Genomic DNA, 18,276 nt, shown 5'->3' with positions numbered 1-18,276 from the left:
ATGATAACTGCTACAGTCGGCGCGCGACCGCTTCAGTTCGATTTGACCGGGCGCCTCATGTTAGCAAGTGAAGTATGACGACTCAACAGGAATATCATACTGCGTCAGGACGGATTTGGGATGCAACGGATCACCATCACCATCGAAGACGAACTGCTTGCCGAGATCGACGCGGCCGCGGAAGCCCGCGGCTACCAGAACCGCTCCGAGATCATCCGCGATCTCGCCCGCGCTGGCCTGCAGCAAAGCGCCGAGAACGCCACGCCGTCGGGCCAATGCGTCGCTGCACTGGTCTACGTCTACGATCATGCCGCGCGGGATCTCTCAAAACGGCTGATACAGAATTTCCACGGCCATCACGATCTGTCGCTGGCGACGCTGCATGTGCATCTCGACGACGATAGCTGCATGGAGGTGACGGCGCTGAAGGGTGCAAGCGGCGAGGTCCAACACCTGGCCGATCACATCATCGCCGAGCGCGGCGTGCGTTACGGACGCGTGGTGATGATCCCGACGGCGTCGGCCAAGAAGCCGCGGGCGCGCAGGCACACGCACCGGCACGACTGACACTGATCTGGATCAAGGCGGCGGCTGGCTCGGAAGCAACAATCGCCGACCATCTCACGAGACCATTGCCGCGATGCTACCGGTCCGAGCGCCCGATCACGTCCATCAGTTCAGCGATCTTTTCGCGCTGATCGGCCTTGTTGCCGCTGGTGATGGCGTGCTCGACGCAGTGCGCCACGTGATCCCGCAAGACCTCCTCCTCGACGCGCCGCAACGCGGCCCGGACGGCGGAGATCTGGGTGACGATGTCGATGCAATAACGGTCCTCATCAACCATTCGTGACAGGCCGCGGACCTGGCCCTCGATCCGGTTGAGACGCTTCTGACAGGATGCCTTGATGTCTTTTCGCATGCGGCTTATATACCCCTACAGGGTATAGGTTTCAAGTGCCGGAGATGATGATGAACAACAATGAAAACGCCGATCGAAACGGCGCTTCGAAGGGCGCGTGCTGCGGCGGGCATGACCACGCCAGTCACAGCCACCACGGCCATCAAGCCGCCGGCTCGGCAACCGTGCGCGATCCCGTCTGCGGCATGACCGTCGACCCCGCGATCAGCAAGCACCGCTTCGACTATCACGGCGAGACCTTTCATTTCTGCTCGGCCGGCTGCCGCACCAAATTCGCCGCCGATCCCGTCCCTTATCTCCATAAGGACAAGGCACCGAAGGCCGCCGTACCGGAGGGCACGATCTACACCTGCCCGATGCACCCCGAGATCCGCCAGGTCGGTCCCGGAAGCTGCCCGATCTGCGGCATGGCGCTGGAGCCGGAGGTGGCAAGCCTCGATGCGCCGCCCAATCCAGAACTGGCGGACATGACGCGCCGCTTCTGGATCGGCCTCGTGCTCGCGCTGCCGGCCGTCGTCCTCGAAATGGGCGGCCACCTCGTCGGCGGCCATGGCTGGGTCGACCAGACGCTGTCGAACTGGATTCAGCTAGCGTTCGCCACCCCGGTCGTGCTCTGGGCCGGCTGGCCGTTCTTCGTGCGCGGCTGGCAGTCGCTGGTAACGCGCAATCTCAATATGTTCACGCTGATCGCGATGGGCACCGGCGTGGCCTATGCCTACAGCGTGGTCGGGACGGTTGCGCCCGGCATCTTCCCGGCCACCTTCCGCGGCCATGGCGGTGCAGTCGCGATCTATTTCGAAGCGGCGGCGGTCATCACCGTGCTCGTGCTGTTGGGCCAGGTGCTCGAACTCCGCGCCCGCGAAGCGACGTCAGGCGCGATCAAGGCGTTGCTGCAGCTTGCGCCGAAGACCGCGCGCCGCATCGGCGACGACGGCACGGATCATGAGGTCGAGATCGACGCGTTGGCGGTGGGCGACAAACTGCGGGTCCGGCCCGGCGAAAAGGTGCCGGTCGACGGCGTCATCCTTGAAGGCCGCTCCTCGGTCGACGAAGCGCTGGTAACGGGCGAATCCATGCCGGTCAGCAAGGAGCCCGGCAGCAAGATCATCGCCGGCACGCTCAACCAGTCCGGCGGCTTCATCATGCGCGCCGACAAAGTCGGCCGCGATACGCTGCTTTCCCAGATCGTGAAAATGGTGGCGGATGCGCAGCGCTCCCGTGCGCCGATCCAGCGGCTGGCCGATCAGGTTTCCGGCTGGTTCGTGCCCGTTGTCATCGCCGTGGCGCTGATCGCATTCGGCGCCTGGGCCTGGTTCGGACCGGAGCCGCGCATGGCATTTGGCCTGGTCGCCGCCGTCAGCGTCCTCATCATCGCCTGCCCCTGCGCGCTCGGCCTCGCCACGCCGATGTCGATCATGGTCGGCGTCGGCCACGGCGCCCAGGCCGGCGTTCTGATCAAGAATGCCGAGGCGCTGGAGCGCATGGAGAAGGTCGACACGCTGGTGGTCGACAAAACGGGCACGCTGACCGAGGGCAAGCCGAAGGTGGTCAGCGTCGTGACGGCCGCGGGATTTGAAGAGGCAGAAATTCTGCGGCTGGCGGCGAGTGTCGAGCGGACGAGCGAACACCCGCTGGCCGACGCCATCGTGCGGGCGGCCAAAGAGCGCAATCTCGATCTCGGCAAGGTCGAAACATTCGATTCGCCGACCGGCAAGGGCGCCACCGGCAAGATCGACGACAAGACCATCGTGCTCGGCAACGCGAACTTCCTGCAGTCCCTCGGCATCGATGCCAGCCCGTTGAACGAACAGGGCGAACGTCTGCGCGGCGACGGCGCGACGGTGATCAACATGGCGGTTGACGGCAAGCTTGCGGGATTGTTCGCGATCGCCGATCCCGTGAAGGCGTCGACACCTGACGCCCTGAATGCACTTGCGGCGGACGGCATCAAGGTCATCATGCTGACCGGCGACAACAGGACCACGGCGAACGCCGTCGCACGCGGCCTTGGTATCGCCGAGGTCGAGGCGGAAGTACTGCCCGATCAGAAGAGCGCGGTGGTCGCAAAACTGCAGAAGGCCGGCAAGATCGTTGCGATGGCCGGCGACGGCGTCAACGACGCGCCGGCGCTCGCCGCAGCCGAAGTCGGCATTGCAATGGGCACGGGAACGGATGTTGCGATGGAAAGCGCCGGCGTCACGTTGCTGAAGGGCGATCTCGGCGGCATCGTCCGCGCCCGCCGGCTGTCGCAGGCGACCATGCGCAATATCAGGCAGAACCTGTTCTTCGCCTTTATCTACAACGCGGCCGGCATCCCGATCGCCGCCGGCATTCTCTATCCGGCGTTCGGGCTATTGCTGTCACCGATCATCGCGGCGGCGGCGATGGCGCTATCGTCGGTCAGCGTCGTCGGCAACGCGCTACGATTGCGGCTGGCGCGGCTGTAGGAGTCGCTCCGGACGACGATAGGGCAATGTGCGACACTCTCACCGCACGAACGGTGAGCTCCCTCCCCCCTTGCGGGGGAGGGCTGGGGAGAGGGGTTCTCTCCACGCGCACGGACCGGACAGATCGTCGATAGCTTTGCCCACGGGTCCCGTTGACAACGAGCACTGCCGTTGCGGCCACCCCTCTCCCTAACCTCCCCCGCAAGGGGGGAGGGAACATACTTCCCGTGTAGAAGCGTCGTCGTAAGCCAACTCAGTCGACGCCCATCACGCCGCCGTCGCCGCCTTCCCGCGCGGCAATCCGGCGCGTGCCAGCCCGCCATACAGCGTCTCACCCGGCATTTCCGATTTCAGAATGCCGCGCACTGCGATCAACTTTTCAATATCGATGCCTGTGGCAAATCCCTTGCTCTCGCACAGAAACACCAGATCCTCGAACACCACGTTGCCGGTCGCGCCCGGCGCGAACGGGCAACCACCGAGGCCGCCGAGCGATCCATCGAGCACGCGCGCGCCGGCATCGAGCGCGGCGGAAGCGTTGGCGATCCCCATGCCGCGCGTGTCATGCAGGTGAATGCAGATCGGCTTTCCACCTGCGATCTTCACTGCGCCTGCGACGAGTTCGCCGACCTGCTTCGGCCCGGCATAGCCGACCGTGTCGGCGATCGCGACCATGTCGACGCCGGCCTCGAACAGCTTTTCCGTCAGCCGCAGCACTTCGGCAGGGTCTACGGGACCTACGATCGAACAGCCCAGCGCCATCGAGATCGCGGCGTTCACCACCGGTCGGTGCGCGCTGGCCTCGCGCAATTCGCAGAGCCGCCTGACGTTGGCGATCGCTGACACCCGCGACCGGTTGGCGTTGGCCTGGCTGTGTTCCTCGGTTGCCGAGACCACGGTTGCCACTTCGGCCACGCCAGACGCCAGCGCCTCGTTGGCGCCACGCTCGTTCAGCGTCAGCGCGATGCCGTAGGCGCCGGGCAGCGACGCCACGGTCCCGATGATGTCGTGCACATCGGCGAACTGCGGAAACGTCTTTTGCGGCAGGAACGAGCCAACCTCGAAATGGCGCACACCGGCGGCATACTCATCGCGAATCCAGCGCTGCTTGGCGGATGTGGACGGAAATATCTTCACGAGCTGCAGGCCGTCGCGCAGGCCCACCTCGCGCAGCACGATCTTGTTGTCGGGATAGATTTCCTGGACACGGGTCATGGCAGCCTCATGCGGCGCTGTTTTTGACGGCAGTCTCGCCTCCCGGGGGCAGGCTCTTGCCGAAGCCCCTGCGGCTATCTACCTCTCGCGAGGGCTTTTTCACAAGAGGCAGAACCGCCATGTTGGACGCCGCCGCCAAGGCGCTTTCGCAGATCCTGTCGCCGCCGATGCGCACCATCCTGTGGCGCTCGATCGGGCTGGCGCTGGTGCTGATTACGGTGCTGGCCGTTGGCTTGCAGCGCGCGTTGAGCTGGTTCGCTGAGTACGGGGAAGTCTGGGCCGAGGCGATGCTCGGCCCGGGCTTCCACACGTCGCTCAATATCCTTTCCTGGATCATCTCGATCGCAGCCGGCCTTGGCGTCGTGCTCGGCGGGATCTTCCTGATGCCGGCGGTCACCTCGCTGGTTGCGAGCGTGTTCGTCGATGACGTCGCCGAGCATGTCGAGCGCGAACACTATCCGGCGGAGCGTCCCGGCGACGCGCTGCCGCTCGGCGTCGCCATCCCCGAGGGCATCAAGACGGCGCTGCTCACCATTCTGGTCTACCTGATTGCGCTGCCCTTCGTGCTGTTCGCAGGCGCGGGCTTCCTGATCTTCTTCATCGCCACGGCGTGGCTTTTGGGCCGCGAATATTTCGAACTCGCCGCCATGCGCTTTCGCCCGCCGGCGGAAGCCAAGGCGATGCGCAGGGATCACGCCGCGACCGTGTTTACCGCGGGCCTCTTCATTGCGGCGTTCGTGTCGATTCCGATCGTCAATCTGGCGACGCCGCTATTCGGCATGGCCTTCATGGTCCACATGCACAAGCGGTTATCGGGCCCGCGGCCGGAGTTGATCGAGCCCGCGCGCAAGCCGGGCATGCCGGTGGTGTAATCTTCTCCCTCTCCCTCTCCCGCTTTTCGCGAGGAGAGGGAGAAGGGACTCACACCGTCTTTTCGGGCCACTGGCACAGATCGTTGATCAAGCACACCTCGCAGCGCGGCTTGCGGGCGAGGCAGGTATAGCGCCCGTGCAGGATCAGCCAATGATGGGCGTGCCGCATGAATTCCGGCGGGATCACCTTTTCCAGCCCTAGCTCGACCTCGAGCGGCGTATTGCCGGACGCGAGACCGGTGCGATTTCCGACGCGGAACACATGCGTATCGACCGCCATGGTGTGTTCGCCATAGGCCATGTTGAGCACGACGTTGGCGGTCTTGCGCCCGGCGCCGGGCAGCGATTCGATTTCAGCGCGGGTGCGCGGCACCTCGCCGCCGAATTCATCAATCAGCTTTTGCGATAGCGCGATGACGTTTTTCGCCTTGTTGCGATAGAGCCCGATGGTCCTGATGTAGTCGCGCACCTTGTCTTCGCCGAGCGCCAGCATCTTCTCCGGCGTATCGGCCACCGCAAACAGCGCGCGCGTCGCCTTGTTGACGCCGGCGTCGGTCGCCTGCGCCGACAGCACCACCGCCACCAGCAGCGTGTAAGGGTTGAGATGTTCGAGTTCGCCCTTCGGCTCCGGATTGGCCTTGCGAAATCGGCTGAAGGCCTCGTGGATCTCGGCCGGCGTCCAGGGTTTTGGCTTCGGCGATTTCTTCGGCTTGGGCAACGCCTTGGCGCCCCTCTTCGTCGGCTTCTTCGGCACGGACGGAACATTGGTCTTGGCGCCGGAAGCGCGGATGATTTTGGCCATGATCGGGGATATACTGATACGCGATGACCGCAAGCAACGACTTTGATCCGACGCTTGATCAGCCGACGCTGTTTTCGGCGCGGGTGACGCCGCATCGTTCGCTCAACCGCACCGGCTTTTTGGTGCTGATGATTTTCATCGGCGGCGTGAGCTTTGTCGCCGGCATCGCATTTATGCTGATGGGCGCCTGGCCAGTGGTCGGCTTTTTCGGCCTTGATGTGCTGGTGATTTACTGGGCGTTCCGGGTCAATTTTCGCAGTGCTGATGCCACCGAGGACATCATGGTGACGCCGACGGAGTTGCGCGTCCGGCGGGTCAGCCATCGCGGCCATCTGATGGAATGGTCGTGCAATCCGCTCTGGGTGCAACTGGAGCAGACCGGCGACCCGGAATTCGGCATCGAGCGGCTTTACCTGGTCTCCCGCGGCCACCGGGTGTCGATCGGCCAAGTCCTGGGACCCGACGAAAAAGCCAGCTTTGCCAAAGCCTTATTGGCCGCACTACAGGTCGCCAAGCGTGGGCCGACCTATAATCCGGTGGCTTGAGGTGCTTGTCAGAAATCGGGTGGTTTGGAGGCCGTATGCGCCCTAAATCAGAGCCCATGATGATATCAGCCATACATGACCAGCGCCTGGCCAAGCCGGGCCACCAGAGCGCCGCGCTGCGCGACTATGACTCGGTGCGCCGGGCCATCGCGTTCATTTCGGAACAGTGGCGGACGCAGCCGACCATCGAGGCGATGGCGGATGCCGCCGCCGTGACGCCGGACGAACTGCACCATCTATTCCGCCGTTGGGCCGGGCTGACGCCGAAGGCGTTTATGCAGGCGCTTACCCTGGACCATGCGAAGGGCTTGTTGCGCGATTCCGCGAGCGTGCTCGATGCCGCGCTCGACTCGGGGCTGTCTGGCCCGGGCCGGCTGCATGATCTCTTCGTCACCCATGAAGCGATGTCGCCGGGCGAATGGAAGAATGGCGGCGCCGGCTTGACGCTGAGTTACGGGTTCCATGCTTCGCCATTCGGCACGGCCATCGTGATCGCGAGCGAGCGAGGCCTTGCGGGGCTCGCCTTCGCCGACCCCGGCGACGAGCCGACAGCGTTCGCCGACATGAAGCGACGCTGGCCGAATGCGACCTATGTCGAGGACCATGACGGCACCGTCGGCCTCGCGCAACGCATCTTCGATACGCGGCTGTGGCGGCCGGACCAGCCGCTGCGCGTGGTGCTGATCGGCACCGATTTCGAGGTGCGGGTGTGGGAGACGCTGTTGAAGATCCCGATGGGCCGCGCGGTCTGCTATTCCGACATCGCCACCAAGATTAAAAGCCCGAAAGCCTCGCGCGCGGTCGGCGCCGCGGTCGGCCGCAACCCGGTGTCGTTCGTGGTGCCCTGCCATCGCGCCCTCGGCAAAGGCGGCGCGCTCACCGGCTATCACTGGGGCATCACGCGCAAGCAGGCGATGCTCGGCTGGGAAGCGGGGCAGGTCGGGTTGCATTGAATTTCGTAGGGTGGGCAAAGGCGCTCTTGCGCCGTGCCCACCATCTCTCATCGTCAATTGAAATGGTGGGCACGCGGAGCCTGTCATCACTCCGCGAGCGGCCTTGCGCTCGTCGCCGGCGCGCATTCGCGCGACCCGTTGGCTTTGCCCACCTACGCCGCCAGATCGAGCTTCGACGCGACCGTCGAATCGGCATTGAGCCGATAGATCACCGGCGCGCCGGTCGCGAGTTCGCGCTTCAATATCTGCTCGGGCGTCAACTTCTCCAGCACCATGATCAGCGCACGCAGCGAGTTGCCGTGGGCGGCGACCAGCGTGCGCTCGCCGCGCAGCACGCCAGGCAGAATCTCCTGCACATAATACGGCAGCGCGCGCGCCAGCGTGTCCTTGAGGCTTTCGCCTCCGGGCGGCGGCACGTCATAGGAGCGGCGCCAGATCAAGACCTGCTCTTCACCCCATTTCTTGCGGGCGTCATCCTTGTTGAGTCCCGAGAGCTCGCCGTAATCGCGTTCGTTGAGCGCCAGATCGCATTTGGTCGGCAATCCGGTCTGGCCGATCTCGGCCAGCGCCAGGTCGAGCGTGCGCTGCGCCCGCTTCAGCACCGAGGTAAAGGCGACATCGAACGTCAATCCCTGCGCCTTCAGCTTGCGGCCAGCCTCTTTTGCTTCCGATACACCGAGTTCGGAGAGGTCGGGGTCCTTCCAGCCGGTGAACAGGTTCTTCAAATTCCAGTCGCTCTGGCCGTGCCGCACGAGCACGAGAAGACGATCGCTCATTCCAGGATTCCGTTTTTCGATGGTTAGAAGTCGGCGAGCCCCAGCACGTCGGTCATCGTGTAGAAGCCGGGCGTCTTGCCCCGCGCCCACAGCGCCGCCTTGATTGCGCCCTGCGCGAACATGGTCCGGTCCTCGGCGCGGTGGGTCAGTTCGATCCGCTCCATCGGACCCGCGAAGATCACGGAGTGATCGCCGGTGACGGTACCGCCGCGAAGCGAAGCGAAGCCGATATCGCCGGGTCGGCGGGCGCCGGTCTGCCCGTCGCGGCCGCGCGCAGAGCGGGCGTGGAGGTCGACGCCGCGGCCGGCCGCGGCAGCTTCACCGAGCAGGAAGGCCGTGCCCGAGGGCGCGTCGATCTTGGCCTTGTGGTGCATCTCGAGGATTTCGATGTCAAAGCTTTCGTCCAGCGACTGCGCGACGCGCTTGACCAGCGCGGCGAGCAGATTGACGCCGAGGCTCATATTGCCGGACTGCACCACCACCGCGCGCGAGGTGACGCTCTTGATGACCGCCATGTCTGATACCGACAGGCCGGTGGTTCCGACGATGTGCACCAGGCCGCGTTCGGCGGCGATCGCGACATTGGCGATGGTGGCGGCGGGCACGGTGAAATCCAGAATGCCGTCGGCATTGGAAGACAACTTCCAGAGGTCCGCCGACAACTCGACACCATTGGCCGGCAGGCCGGCGAGCACGCCGGCATCCTTGCCCAGAAGTTCCGAGCCCGGCGCTTCCAGCGCCCCGGTCAGCACCGCACCCGGCGTTTCCGAAATGACGCGCACCAGCGCGCGGCCCATCCGGCCGCCGGCCCCCGCTACGATCAATCGCATATCGGCCATGGCTTTTACCTCTGCACGCCCTATAGCGGGATGAGGCCGTTCCGGCAACCAATCAGGCGCTTTTGCGGCTCCCGCCGGCGGCCAAAGCGATCCGGACGGGCGGAGGCGAGAGGGCAATCAGGGTGGCGATCCTGCCCTGCCCTACTCGATCCTGCCATGATCGGGATCGGTCGGCGTCGTGTCCGCCGACGGAAACCAGATGCCCCGAAGACCGGTTGCTCTAGAGGGTGAGTTCCAGCTTTCTCTCCAGAACCATCCGGCCGTCGCGCTCCATATGTGGCCTTGAAGGGCCACGTGCATGTTCAATTGAATGCTCTCGGCGATCGCATTGGAAGAAAAGCCCAGTGCCGCCGCGATGGCAAAGGCTCGATAAGAAGTCACACGACGCTTGAAGTCCTGGACCATCGCAAAAGCTGGCGCATCAATTCGGAGGCCGCTTGTCAGCCGCACAGAGCAACCGGCAATCCGGTGACATCGGCGCGACGGCCTTTTCGCGCCTGCCGGCTCCGAATGGGGACTGCGTGAGATGATAAAGCAGAAAGAACTCGGCCTGCCGATTAATTCCCAACTTGAGCATGATGCGCTTGGTGTAGGTTCTTACGGTCGCCTCGGTCAACCGAAGGTCGGCGCCGATATCACGTGGACTCTGGAATTGAAGAATCCGGGCGATGATTCTCTCTTCAGCCCAGTTCAAGCCGAAGGCGGATGCAATACGGTGTGCCCCCAGCACTTCATCGAATTGCGGCACGATGACCAACGCCATCCCCCTGTCGCAATGTGTTGGTGCGGCTCCGATCTTGGCGAAGGCAAACTGCTGACGCTCGGTAGAGAGGGGCACGGTTGTGTTCAGCCAGCCCTGACCGGGCCTGGGAATCAACGCCTCGCGGATCGCCACCCTCAAACGCTCGGTTACCAGTCTGCTGGACCCTGCGAGCCTGCCACCATCCACCCTGAGAAGTTCGCCCCTTGCAGATAGTGCTCGACCACAGCGGTTGACCTCGTGAACATGCAGGCCTTCGTCCACGATGAACGCTGGGAATGCCAGGTTTTCCAGCCAGATTTCTGCGTCCGGATGTCGATTGGGTGAACACTGCACGAGGGAATGAGCCGTCTCCCAAACCGTACGCACCGCACGCGCGAGACACGGAATTTCGGCCCGAACCAGCGCAGCCTGCCGCCAACCTGCGACAAACACTACGGTCGATCTGTCGCGAGAGGCAAATCTGCCGATGACGGAATGACCGCTTGTTCCTGGCTCGGAGCCGATCAGTCTCCGCACAAACGTGGTGCGTGCGTTGACAGGTTCGAGAAAGGCGCAATCTGCCCCGGCGCCCTTGCGGGCAATTCGGGCGACGGTCATGGTGCACGAGGGATCGATTGCGGCGTGTCCGATCCGGACCTCGTTAAGCTCCGATCCACCGGTGTGAGACATGGCCGCGACGTAGCAACTGTTGCAATCGAACAGTTCGGCAACAGCCTTGCCGAAATATTCCATCGCGCTCCGGTCTGGGCCTTGCTTCGCAGGGCCCCCTATCGGGGGGTCTTCGGCGTACTGAAGAGGCTCGCCGCGCTCAGCGTCATTGAAGCGAAATCCACCCTGCCTGGAGGGTAGTGTTTTGCCATTTTCATGCACGGGCGCCTCCCGTAACAAGATGCCGTCGAACTCATGCCGACGGCTTAGTGCTCCTTAAACGCGCGGTTGATACGCAGTTCCATTGGCTGCAGTAAATATTCCGCAAAGGTTCTTTCTCCCGTCTCGATAAATATCTCAACGGGCATTCCCGGCACTAACGAAGAGAAGTACGAGGCGGTCGGCGCGTCGGTATCGAGTTCCACCTCCGCCATGTAGGACGTGACGCCGCTCTTGGCATCGGTCAGCGCGTCTGCCGCCACGGCGACGACCCTTCCATCGAGCATGGGGCGGCGACGAATATTCAGGGCGTGAACCCGCACGCGCGCGGCCTGTCCGGCATGAACCTCCTCCCGATCTATTGGTTTCAATGCTGCCTCGATGACAAGCCGGTCCTCTGTTGGAACGATTTCGAGGAGCGTTTCGCGGGGCGCAAGCACGGCTCTAAGATCTCGGCTGTTGAGGCCCACGATCTTTCCACTCTCGGGAGCATGCAGTTCAGACCGGCTCAATTGATCCCGCAAAGCGGCAATTCGATGTCGCAGATCCCCAATCTCCTCGCTCGCCGCATGCCGCAGCTTCGCGACTTCTTGATTCTGATTGAAGCCGAGTTGTCGACGCCTGTCCTCGAGCTCCGCCATTTTGCCTCGCTTCTCCGCCACCGACGCCGAATTGCGAGCAATCTGCCCGCTGGCTTCGGCTTCGGCTCGCTTCAGGGCCAACAGCCGTGGCTTTCGGGCGAGGCCCTTTGAGAGGAGATAGCTGGTGTCAGCTATTTCCTCTTGCAATAACGCAAGTTGCTGCTCGACACCCTTGGTGCTGCTTTCGAGGCCGCGGATGGAGTCCGTCAATTGCAGCATCTGTTGATCGATCATTTTGCGCTCATTCTCGATCGCGGCCAGTCGCGCCGCAAACTCGGCCTCCTGCGTTTGCATGGCAATGCGCGCGGACGCATGGTTCGCGTTTTTCTTCAGTTCGTCAGGAAACAAGATCGATTCTGCGCCGGCCTCTTCTGCCGCCAGCCGCGCCTCCATCGCCAGGACCGAGAAATATTTCGTCGCCAACGAGCCGAGGTTTGCTTCAATCTGGGTGGTGTCGAGCCGGGCGATGAGCTGGCCGGCCTTGACCTGATCGTTCTCCCTGACGTGAATCGATCTTACTATTCCTCCTTCAAGATGCTGGACTGCCTTGCGCTTCGAATGAACCTTTATGACACCTGATGCCACAACCGCGCCGCGAAGCGGGACTGTCATAGCCCACACCCCGAAGCAGCAGAATTGCAGAACGAGCAGCACGCATCCCCATCCGACGATCCGCCGCATATCGGATCGTGGCCGTTCCTTGTGGGGAACGACGACTGCACGATCTTGACCTCTTTCCGTCATCGAGCAGTTCTCCCCGTGGCCAGTTTCGGAGATTCCGTACTGTGCCGGACTACGTGCGGCTTCGAGACGGAGGTGACAGGGAAACGGAGAACGTCATCAGGCGGCCCGAAAGCGAGCTGCACGCCATCCCTCAAAAAGAGCACTGCATCTGCGATGGTCAATAGTCGAGGCCGATGGGTGACAATGACCAGTGTCGTGCCGCGCGCTTTCGCCAGCTCGATGGCGGAACATAGCGCTTGCTCGCCCTCCGGGTCGAGATTGGCATTTGGTTCATCCAGCAGGACTAATTTGCGATTGCCAAAGAAGGCACGGGCAAGACCGATACGCTGGCGCTGGCCACCGGAAAGCTTGTTACCGTCGCGCCCTATTTCGGTCTGGTAGCCGGCTGGCAGAGACTGGATCATTTCATGAGCCTGCGCGAGCATGGCCGCGGCAACGATGTCCTGGTCACGCGCATGCTCTTCAAAGCCGGCGATAGCTTCGGCCACCGTGCCGCCCAGAAGCTGCACGTCCTGAGGAAGGTAACCGACAAACTGACCAAGCTGGTCAGGGTCCCAGTTATGCAGGGCCGCGTCGTCCAGCCGGATCGTGCCGCCACTCGGTCGTTCCAGCCCTGCCATCAGGCGCAGCAAGGTCGATTTTCCGGCGCCAGTTGGGCCGATCACGACGACTAGCCTGGAGGGCGGGCATCGAAAATTTATGCCTGCGAGGATTGGGCGCGGCATCGTAGCCGTCCGATATGTCACCCGCTCGACTTCAATTCTGCCGGATGGCGACGGAAGCAGCGTACGTTTCTCTCGAACAAGAACCGGCGCTGCAGCAGCCTGAACTTGTGTCCAGGCCTCGCGCGCGGATGTAAGCACGCGCCGCGCCGAGATCAGACCCTCCATCGGCTGCAGCGTGCGGGCGATCAGGATCGAACTCGCAATCAGGCTGCCCGCCAGCACTTCGCTCTGTAGAACGAGCCAGGCACCTGCGCCGATCGCGGCTACCTGCAATATCGTTCTCACCATGCGCGCCGCAGCGCCGATTGCATAAACGCGCTCGCTGGCTCGAACCACGGGAGACAAGGCCTGGTCGTTGAGGTCCATGAATTCGCGGATGGCACCTCTGGTCCAGCCCATCGCACGCACCAGAGCGGAATGCCGGACAATTCCGTCGAGAGCAGCCTGGGTCTTCTGTGCGGCCTGGTACGACTGCGCAATTTCAGTGCGCGCGATCCAGCGGCTGGCGATGCCCATGGCGAGCAGAATCGCCGATCCGACCAGCGCAATCAGGCCGTACCAGGGGTGCAGAAAGAACAGGATGAAAATAAACGCCGGAAGAAAGGGAGCATCGAGCAGCGATGCAATCGTTGCGCTGGAAAGGAACGTCCTCAACTCGCGTAGCCTTACAAGATCTTGCGCCCTGCTGTCGCCGCGATTGGTGGCATCAACAATCATGCTTTCAAGCACGATGGGAGCGAGGTAGCGCTCAAATCTAACCGCAAAGCGACTGAGTAGCCGGCTGCGCAGGGTGTCGAACGCGGCGCAGAAAACAAGAGCAATTACGGCGATCACGGTGAGACCGACAAGCGTTTCGACGCTACCGCTGCTGATCACCCGATCGAACACTTCGATAGAGTACAAGGGCACGACCAGGAGCAGCATGTTGATCGACACGCTGAATGCGACGATCCACATCAATGCGGATCGCCCCGGAATCAATCCAAGCAGCGAGCGCTGGCTAGGCGCTGGGGTTTCACAACGAGTACGCAAGTGCATGAGCGGCCGGCACTGTCACGAATTGAGTACTGCAGAGGGCCGGAGCGGGGCGGCCCGGCGGCCGCCCCACCGAAGCAGGCATTACACGATTTCGATAAGCGTATCGCCGGCGGCGTCGTTGATGTCGTCGATCGACGTGAATGCCGTTGCGCCACCCGAGATTCCATCGAGCGTGATGCTGCCGAAGCCGAAGTCTATCACCGTATTGGTGCCGTCGTCATCGACGACGACCGTGGTCGGATCAAATCCGACTGCGGCATCGACATTGATCTGATCGCCGTCGTCAAAGCTGAAATCGGTGACTTCGTCGTCGCCGAAGCTGGCTCCGGTTCCATCGCCGAAGTTGAGCGTATCCGTTCCGCCACCGCCGGTCAGCAGATCGTCGCCGGCTCCACCATTGAGGACATCGGCGCCAGCGCCGCCGTCCAGCTCGTCGTCACCGGCATCGCCGTTCAGAGTGTCGGCGCCGGCACCGCCCGCCAGTATGTCGGCTCCGTCGCCGCCATTCAGCGTATCGCTGCCGTCGCCGCCATCGAGCGTGTCATCTCCGGCATCGCCGTCCAACGTATCGGTGCCGTCGCCACCGCTGAGCTCGTCGTCTCCGTCGCCGCCGCTCATGACGTCGTCACCCGCGCCACCGGCCATGACGTCGTCGCCGGCGTCGCCAGACATCGTATCGTTGCCGGCACCGCCATCCATGGTATCCGCGCCGGCGCCACCATTCATGGTGTCGTCACCGTCGTCGCCATTCAGCGTATCGTTGCCGGCGCCACCATTCAGAACGTCGTTATCGGCACCGCCGTTCAACTCGTCATTGCCCAGGCCGCCGTTGAGCGTATCGGTTCCCGCGTCGCCGTTCAGGACATCATCGCCGAGACCGCCATTCAGCGTATCGACGCCGTCACCGCCGTTCAGCTCGTCGTTGCCGGCACCGCCATTGAGCGTGTCGTCACCGGCATCGCCCCAGAGGGTATCGACACCGGCGTTGCCGCTAACGGTATCGTTTCCATCTCCACCGTGGATGTCGTCATCGCCTGCGCCACCAGACAGAACATCATCGTCGGCTCCGCCGTCGATAATGTCGTTACCGGCGTTTCCATTGATCGTGTCCATGCCGGCATTTCCGTTCAGCGTATCGTCTCCGGCGCCACCATTGATCTCATCATCGCCATCGCCACCGGTGACCTCGTCATTCCCGGCATTGCCATTCAGCGTGTCGTTGCCCGCCCCGCCGTCGATTACATCGTCGCCGGGCCCGCCGCTCACCTCGTCATCGCCTTCCAACGCAGTTATCGTATCCATGCCGGCGAGGCCGTTAATCTGGTCGTCCATTGCCGTGCCAGGTAATGTGTCGTCGCCAGCCGTTCCATTGATGAGTGCCATGGTTTCTACTCCTTGCGCCCGCGCGTTCGCGATGCGGGTCGGCTCGCGGCCCGTCATGCACTAGCGATTTTGTGTTGGCTCGATTTCCATCACGATCCATGTGGAGTTCGATGGCGCGCAACTTGATGAAGCCGGGGCGGCGTCACAATCCCCAGTTGGGGACAAAAGAAATGTCGGATAGCGGACGTTGGGCCCGCAGACCCGCGTTCGCTTGGAATGACGATCAGCTATCTGCTATTTTCGACGGGAGCCGATCGGCCAAGCACGATCGGAAACATTCGCACATATTTCTTGATGGGATGGGGTCCCGCGAAGCGGCGCGGAAATAGCCGCTTCCACGGGACCTCGCACCTTTGCGGAGGCCCTGAGGGGCGTAGATGTCGTGCGTAAGAATAGCGCTCAGGGCTGCGGGCTGTCATAGCCCTCGATGACGATGAGGTCCGCGATGGAGTGCGGCTGACGGACCTTGATGTTGGCCTGGTATTCCGGCGAATTGTAGCAGGCCAGCGCTTTCTCATAGCTGTCGAATTCGATCACCACATTGCGCGAGCGGCATTGGCCTTCGACCGCGGTAAACTTGCCGCCGCGCACGATGAAGCGCCCGCCGAATTTCTGGAAGATGGCCGGATTGGCCGCCATATACGGCTTGTAGCCCTCGTCATTGTGAACGTCGACGCGTCCGATCCAGTATCCTTTGGCCATCTCAATCTCCTTCTTGTTGTTACGTGATCGCCTGCTTGATTTCCGCCTGAATGGCATCCGCAGCAAGCCTGGGATCGGCGGCTTCCGTGATCGGGCGTCCGACCACCAGATAGTCTGCACCCGCGGCAATCGCCCTCGCCGGCGTCATGATGCGCTTCTGGTCGCCGGTCGCAGCGCCCGCCGGGCGGATACCCGGTGTCACCAGATGCATCTGGTGACCGACGATCTTGCGCAACGCGGCCGCCTCTTCCGGCGAGCTGACGAGGCCGTCGACGCCGAGCACCTGCGCCTGCTGGGCGCGCGCTTCCACCAGGTCGAAGACGTTGAGACGATAGCCGGCGGCATGCAGGTCGCCATCGTCATAAGAGGTCAGCACGGTGACGGCGAGAATTTTCAGACCCGAGCCTTGGCGCGCCTCGACCGCGGCCTTCATGGTCTGAGGATAGGCGTGCACGGTTAGGAAGGTCGCGCCGAGTTTGGCGACGCTCTCAACGCCGCGCGCCACCGTATTGCCGATGTCGTGCAGCTTGAGATCGATAAAAACCTTCTTGCCTGACTTCGCCAGTTGCTGCGCCAGCGGCAATCCGCCGGCATAGGCGAGCTGATAGCCGATCTTGTAGAAGCTCACGCTGTCGCCGAGCCGCGCGATCAACGCTTCCGCTTCAGTCACTCCGGACAGGTCGAGCGCAACGATCAGCCGATCCTTCGGCGCGATACTGGCTGGCTGCATGTCACCTCACATCATGCGTTGGGAAACGTCGATCAACTGCCGCACCAGCGCTTTCAGCCCCTCGGCATCAGCAGCATTCTTCAGGCGGTCCATCTCGTCATAGGCATCGTCGGCGAATGCCAGCGCGAACTGGTTCGGTATCACGGTTGCATGACACGCCGACAGGATCAGCCGCAGCGCGGCCAGCGCGCGGGCGCCACCGAGCCGGTTGCCGGAGGCCGACGCAATCGCAAACACCCGATCGCGAAACACCTGGCCGCGGGTCTCGTGCGCGTCCTGCACCCGGCTGACCCAGTCGATGGTGTTTTTCACCAGCGCCGGCACCGAGGAATTGTATTCCGGCGTCACGATCAGCACGCCATGATGGGCTGCCATCATCCGCTTCAGGTTGACCGCGTGTTTCGGCACGCCCGATTTCGCCTGCAGGTCGCCATCATAGATCGGCAGCGGAAAATCAACCAGCGAGATGCGGGTGACTTCGGCGCCGGCCTGCGCCAGTTCGTGCACGGCCACCGCCGCCAGCCTCGCATTGAGCGAGCCGGTGCGGAGCGATCCCGGGATCACGAGGATTTTCAACGCGGACATTTCTTAGAAATCGCACTCGGGGCCAACCGTCCGCGCAGGCGGACGGCTTAGCCCTTGCGATACACCCAGACCCGCGCGGGCGGAAGGTTCATCCATATCCGCTCGGAGGCCTCTGTGGACACGCCCGGCAGCGATTTCGGAATCGGCGGCGCCACCGAATAGGTGAACTGCACGAAGGGCGCGCCCGGCGCCAGCGCCAGGAAGGCGTCGCGGATCAGCTTTAGGCGGGTCAGCATCGGTTTTGTCACGAGCGGCAGGCCGGAGATCACGGCAGACGCCGGCGCATCCAGCGCATCTCCGAGCGAAGCGCGAAGCGTGTAGGCATCGCCCTGTACGACCTTGGCCTGAGGATAGCGATCGCGCAGCAGGGCGCAGAAGCCCGGATTATATTCAACCAGCACGAGCCGCTTCTGATCCACGCCGTGTTCGATCAGCGCGTTGGTGATCGCGCCGGTCCCGGGCCCAAGTTCGACGACCGGCCCTTCGGAATCGACATCGACATATTGCGCCATGGTGCGGGCGAGCACCTTGCTCGACGGCATCACCGCGCCCATGTGCAGCGGCTTTTCAATCCATGAACGAAGGAAGCGCACCTCGTCGTCGAGACGAGGCTTCTTCAACGCACGCACGGACGATTGCAAAGGCATGTCGCTACCAGGCGGGACCCGCTGACGGGCGGGAATGTCAAAAAACAGTCATGAACACGTATAGGTCGACGGGGATATGGTCA

At 63.0% G+C, this 18,276-nt stretch carries 19 protein-coding genes; 5 read left to right on the top strand and 14 right to left on the bottom strand.

Annotation, left to right across the window (positions count from 1 at the left end; genetic code table 11):
• Positions 1 to 120: 120 nt before the first annotated feature.
• The gene (gene nikR / locus V1273_RS00995) at positions 121 to 567 is read left to right on the top strand and encodes a nickel-responsive transcriptional regulator NikR (RefSeq protein ID WP_334379651.1); all 447 of its coding nucleotides are present in this window, start codon (positions 121 to 123) and stop codon (positions 565 to 567) included.
• A gap of 76 nt (positions 568 to 643) precedes the next feature.
• Here the strand turns inward: nikR and V1273_RS00990 are convergent, their stop codons facing one another.
• Entirely contained in the window at positions 644 to 919 is a 276-nt protein-coding gene (locus V1273_RS00990) for a metal-sensitive transcriptional regulator (protein WP_334365835.1), read from the bottom strand.
• A 50-nt stretch (positions 920 to 969) separates the two neighbouring features.
• On the opposite strand from V1273_RS00990, the gene V1273_RS00985 reads away from it, so the two are divergent.
• Positions 970 to 3,366, top strand: coding sequence for a heavy metal translocating P-type ATPase (locus tag V1273_RS00985; protein ID WP_334408443.1), 2,397 nt, complete (start codon positions 970 to 972; stop codon positions 3,364 to 3,366).
• 267 nt (positions 3,367 to 3,633) lie between these two features.
• On the opposite strand, the gene V1273_RS00980 is transcribed toward V1273_RS00985, so the two are convergent.
• Positions 3,634 to 4,581 carry a hydroxymethylglutaryl-CoA lyase gene (locus V1273_RS00980; RefSeq protein WP_334408441.1) on the bottom strand — a complete coding sequence of 316 codons (948 nt, stop codon included), beginning with the start codon at positions 4,579 to 4,581 and terminating at the stop codon, positions 3,634 to 3,636.
• A gap of 119 nt (positions 4,582 to 4,700) precedes the next feature.
• On the opposite strand from V1273_RS00980, the gene V1273_RS00975 reads away from it, so the two are divergent.
• Positions 4,701 to 5,453, top strand: a complete 753-nt coding sequence (locus V1273_RS00975; RefSeq protein ID WP_334408440.1) for a sulfate transporter family protein — start codon at positions 4,701 to 4,703, stop codon at positions 5,451 to 5,453.
• Positions 5,454 to 5,502: 49 nt separating this feature from the next.
• Here V1273_RS00975 and nth read toward each other — a convergent pair whose 3' ends face one another.
• Positions 5,503 to 6,255, bottom strand: a complete 753-nt coding sequence (nth, locus tag V1273_RS00970) for an endonuclease III (protein WP_334365830.1) — start codon at positions 6,253 to 6,255, stop codon at positions 5,503 to 5,505.
• Positions 6,256 to 6,278: 23 nt separating this feature from the next.
• On the opposite strand from nth, the gene V1273_RS00965 reads away from it, so the two are divergent.
• Both V1273_RS00965 and V1273_RS00960 read left to right on the top strand, forming a co-directional pair.
• Entirely contained in the window at positions 6,279 to 6,800 is a 522-nt protein-coding gene (locus tag V1273_RS00965; RefSeq protein WP_334379655.1) for a DUF2244 domain-containing protein, read from the top strand.
• 56 nt (positions 6,801 to 6,856) lie between these two features.
• Positions 6,857 to 7,753, top strand: coding sequence for a bifunctional helix-turn-helix domain-containing protein/methylated-DNA--[protein]-cysteine S-methyltransferase (locus V1273_RS00960; protein ID WP_334412146.1), 897 nt, complete (start codon positions 6,857 to 6,859; stop codon positions 7,751 to 7,753).
• Positions 7,754 to 7,905: 152 nt separating this feature from the next.
• On the opposite strand, the gene V1273_RS00955 is transcribed toward V1273_RS00960, so the two are convergent.
• The 11 genes from V1273_RS00955 to V1273_RS00905 form a co-directional block, all read right to left on the bottom strand.
• Complete coding sequence (locus V1273_RS00955) at positions 7,906 to 8,529, bottom strand: 2,3-bisphosphoglycerate-dependent phosphoglycerate mutase (RefSeq protein WP_334365828.1); 624 nt, start codon at positions 8,527 to 8,529, stop codon at positions 7,906 to 7,908.
• 23 nt (positions 8,530 to 8,552) lie between these two features.
• Complete coding sequence (dapB, locus tag V1273_RS00950) at positions 8,553 to 9,368, bottom strand: 4-hydroxy-tetrahydrodipicolinate reductase (protein WP_334408438.1); 816 nt, start codon at positions 9,366 to 9,368, stop codon at positions 8,553 to 8,555.
• A 141-nt stretch (positions 9,369 to 9,509) separates the two neighbouring features.
• Complete coding sequence (locus tag V1273_RS00945; protein ID WP_334408437.1) at positions 9,510 to 9,773, bottom strand: hypothetical protein; 264 nt, start codon at positions 9,771 to 9,773, stop codon at positions 9,510 to 9,512.
• A gap of 16 nt (positions 9,774 to 9,789) precedes the next feature.
• On the bottom strand, positions 9,790 to 10,863 hold the full coding sequence (locus V1273_RS00940) for a helix-turn-helix transcriptional regulator (protein ID WP_334408436.1): 1,074 nt from the start codon (positions 10,861 to 10,863) through the stop codon (positions 9,790 to 9,792).
• Between the two features lie 182 nt (positions 10,864 to 11,045).
• Positions 11,046 to 12,293 carry an HlyD family type I secretion periplasmic adaptor subunit gene (locus tag V1273_RS00935; RefSeq protein ID WP_334408435.1) on the bottom strand — a complete coding sequence of 416 codons (1,248 nt, stop codon included), beginning with the start codon at positions 12,291 to 12,293 and terminating at the stop codon, positions 11,046 to 11,048.
• A gap of 86 nt (positions 12,294 to 12,379) precedes the next feature.
• Entirely contained in the window at positions 12,380 to 14,065 is a 1,686-nt protein-coding gene (locus V1273_RS00930; protein ID WP_334412145.1) for a type I secretion system permease/ATPase, read from the bottom strand.
• 162 nt (positions 14,066 to 14,227) lie between these two features.
• Entirely contained in the window at positions 14,228 to 15,586 is a 1,359-nt protein-coding gene (locus V1273_RS00925) for a calcium-binding protein (protein WP_334379659.1), read from the bottom strand.
• A 342-nt stretch (positions 15,587 to 15,928) separates the two neighbouring features.
• Positions 15,929 to 16,231, bottom strand: a complete 303-nt coding sequence (locus tag V1273_RS00920; RefSeq protein WP_334365818.1) for a DUF1330 domain-containing protein — start codon at positions 16,229 to 16,231, stop codon at positions 15,929 to 15,931.
• A gap of 19 nt (positions 16,232 to 16,250) precedes the next feature.
• Complete coding sequence (gene pyrF / locus V1273_RS00915) at positions 16,251 to 16,961, bottom strand: orotidine-5'-phosphate decarboxylase (protein ID WP_334408433.1); 711 nt, start codon at positions 16,959 to 16,961, stop codon at positions 16,251 to 16,253.
• 6 nt (positions 16,962 to 16,967) lie between these two features.
• The gene (locus V1273_RS00910; protein WP_334365816.1) at positions 16,968 to 17,546 is read right to left on the bottom strand and encodes an NADPH-dependent FMN reductase; all 579 of its coding nucleotides are present in this window, start codon (positions 17,544 to 17,546) and stop codon (positions 16,968 to 16,970) included.
• A gap of 47 nt (positions 17,547 to 17,593) precedes the next feature.
• Complete coding sequence (locus tag V1273_RS00905; RefSeq protein WP_334365815.1) at positions 17,594 to 18,193, bottom strand: class I SAM-dependent methyltransferase; 600 nt, start codon at positions 18,191 to 18,193, stop codon at positions 17,594 to 17,596.
• Positions 18,194 to 18,276 lie beyond the last annotated feature (83 nt).

The organism is Bradyrhizobium sp. AZCC 1721 (assembly GCF_036924715.1).
In the GTDB taxonomy this organism is placed as follows: domain Bacteria; phylum Pseudomonadota; class Alphaproteobacteria; order Rhizobiales; family Xanthobacteraceae; genus Bradyrhizobium.
The sequence above is the reverse complement of the archived record's forward strand: the minus strand, read 5'-3'. Positions and strand labels throughout refer to the sequence as shown.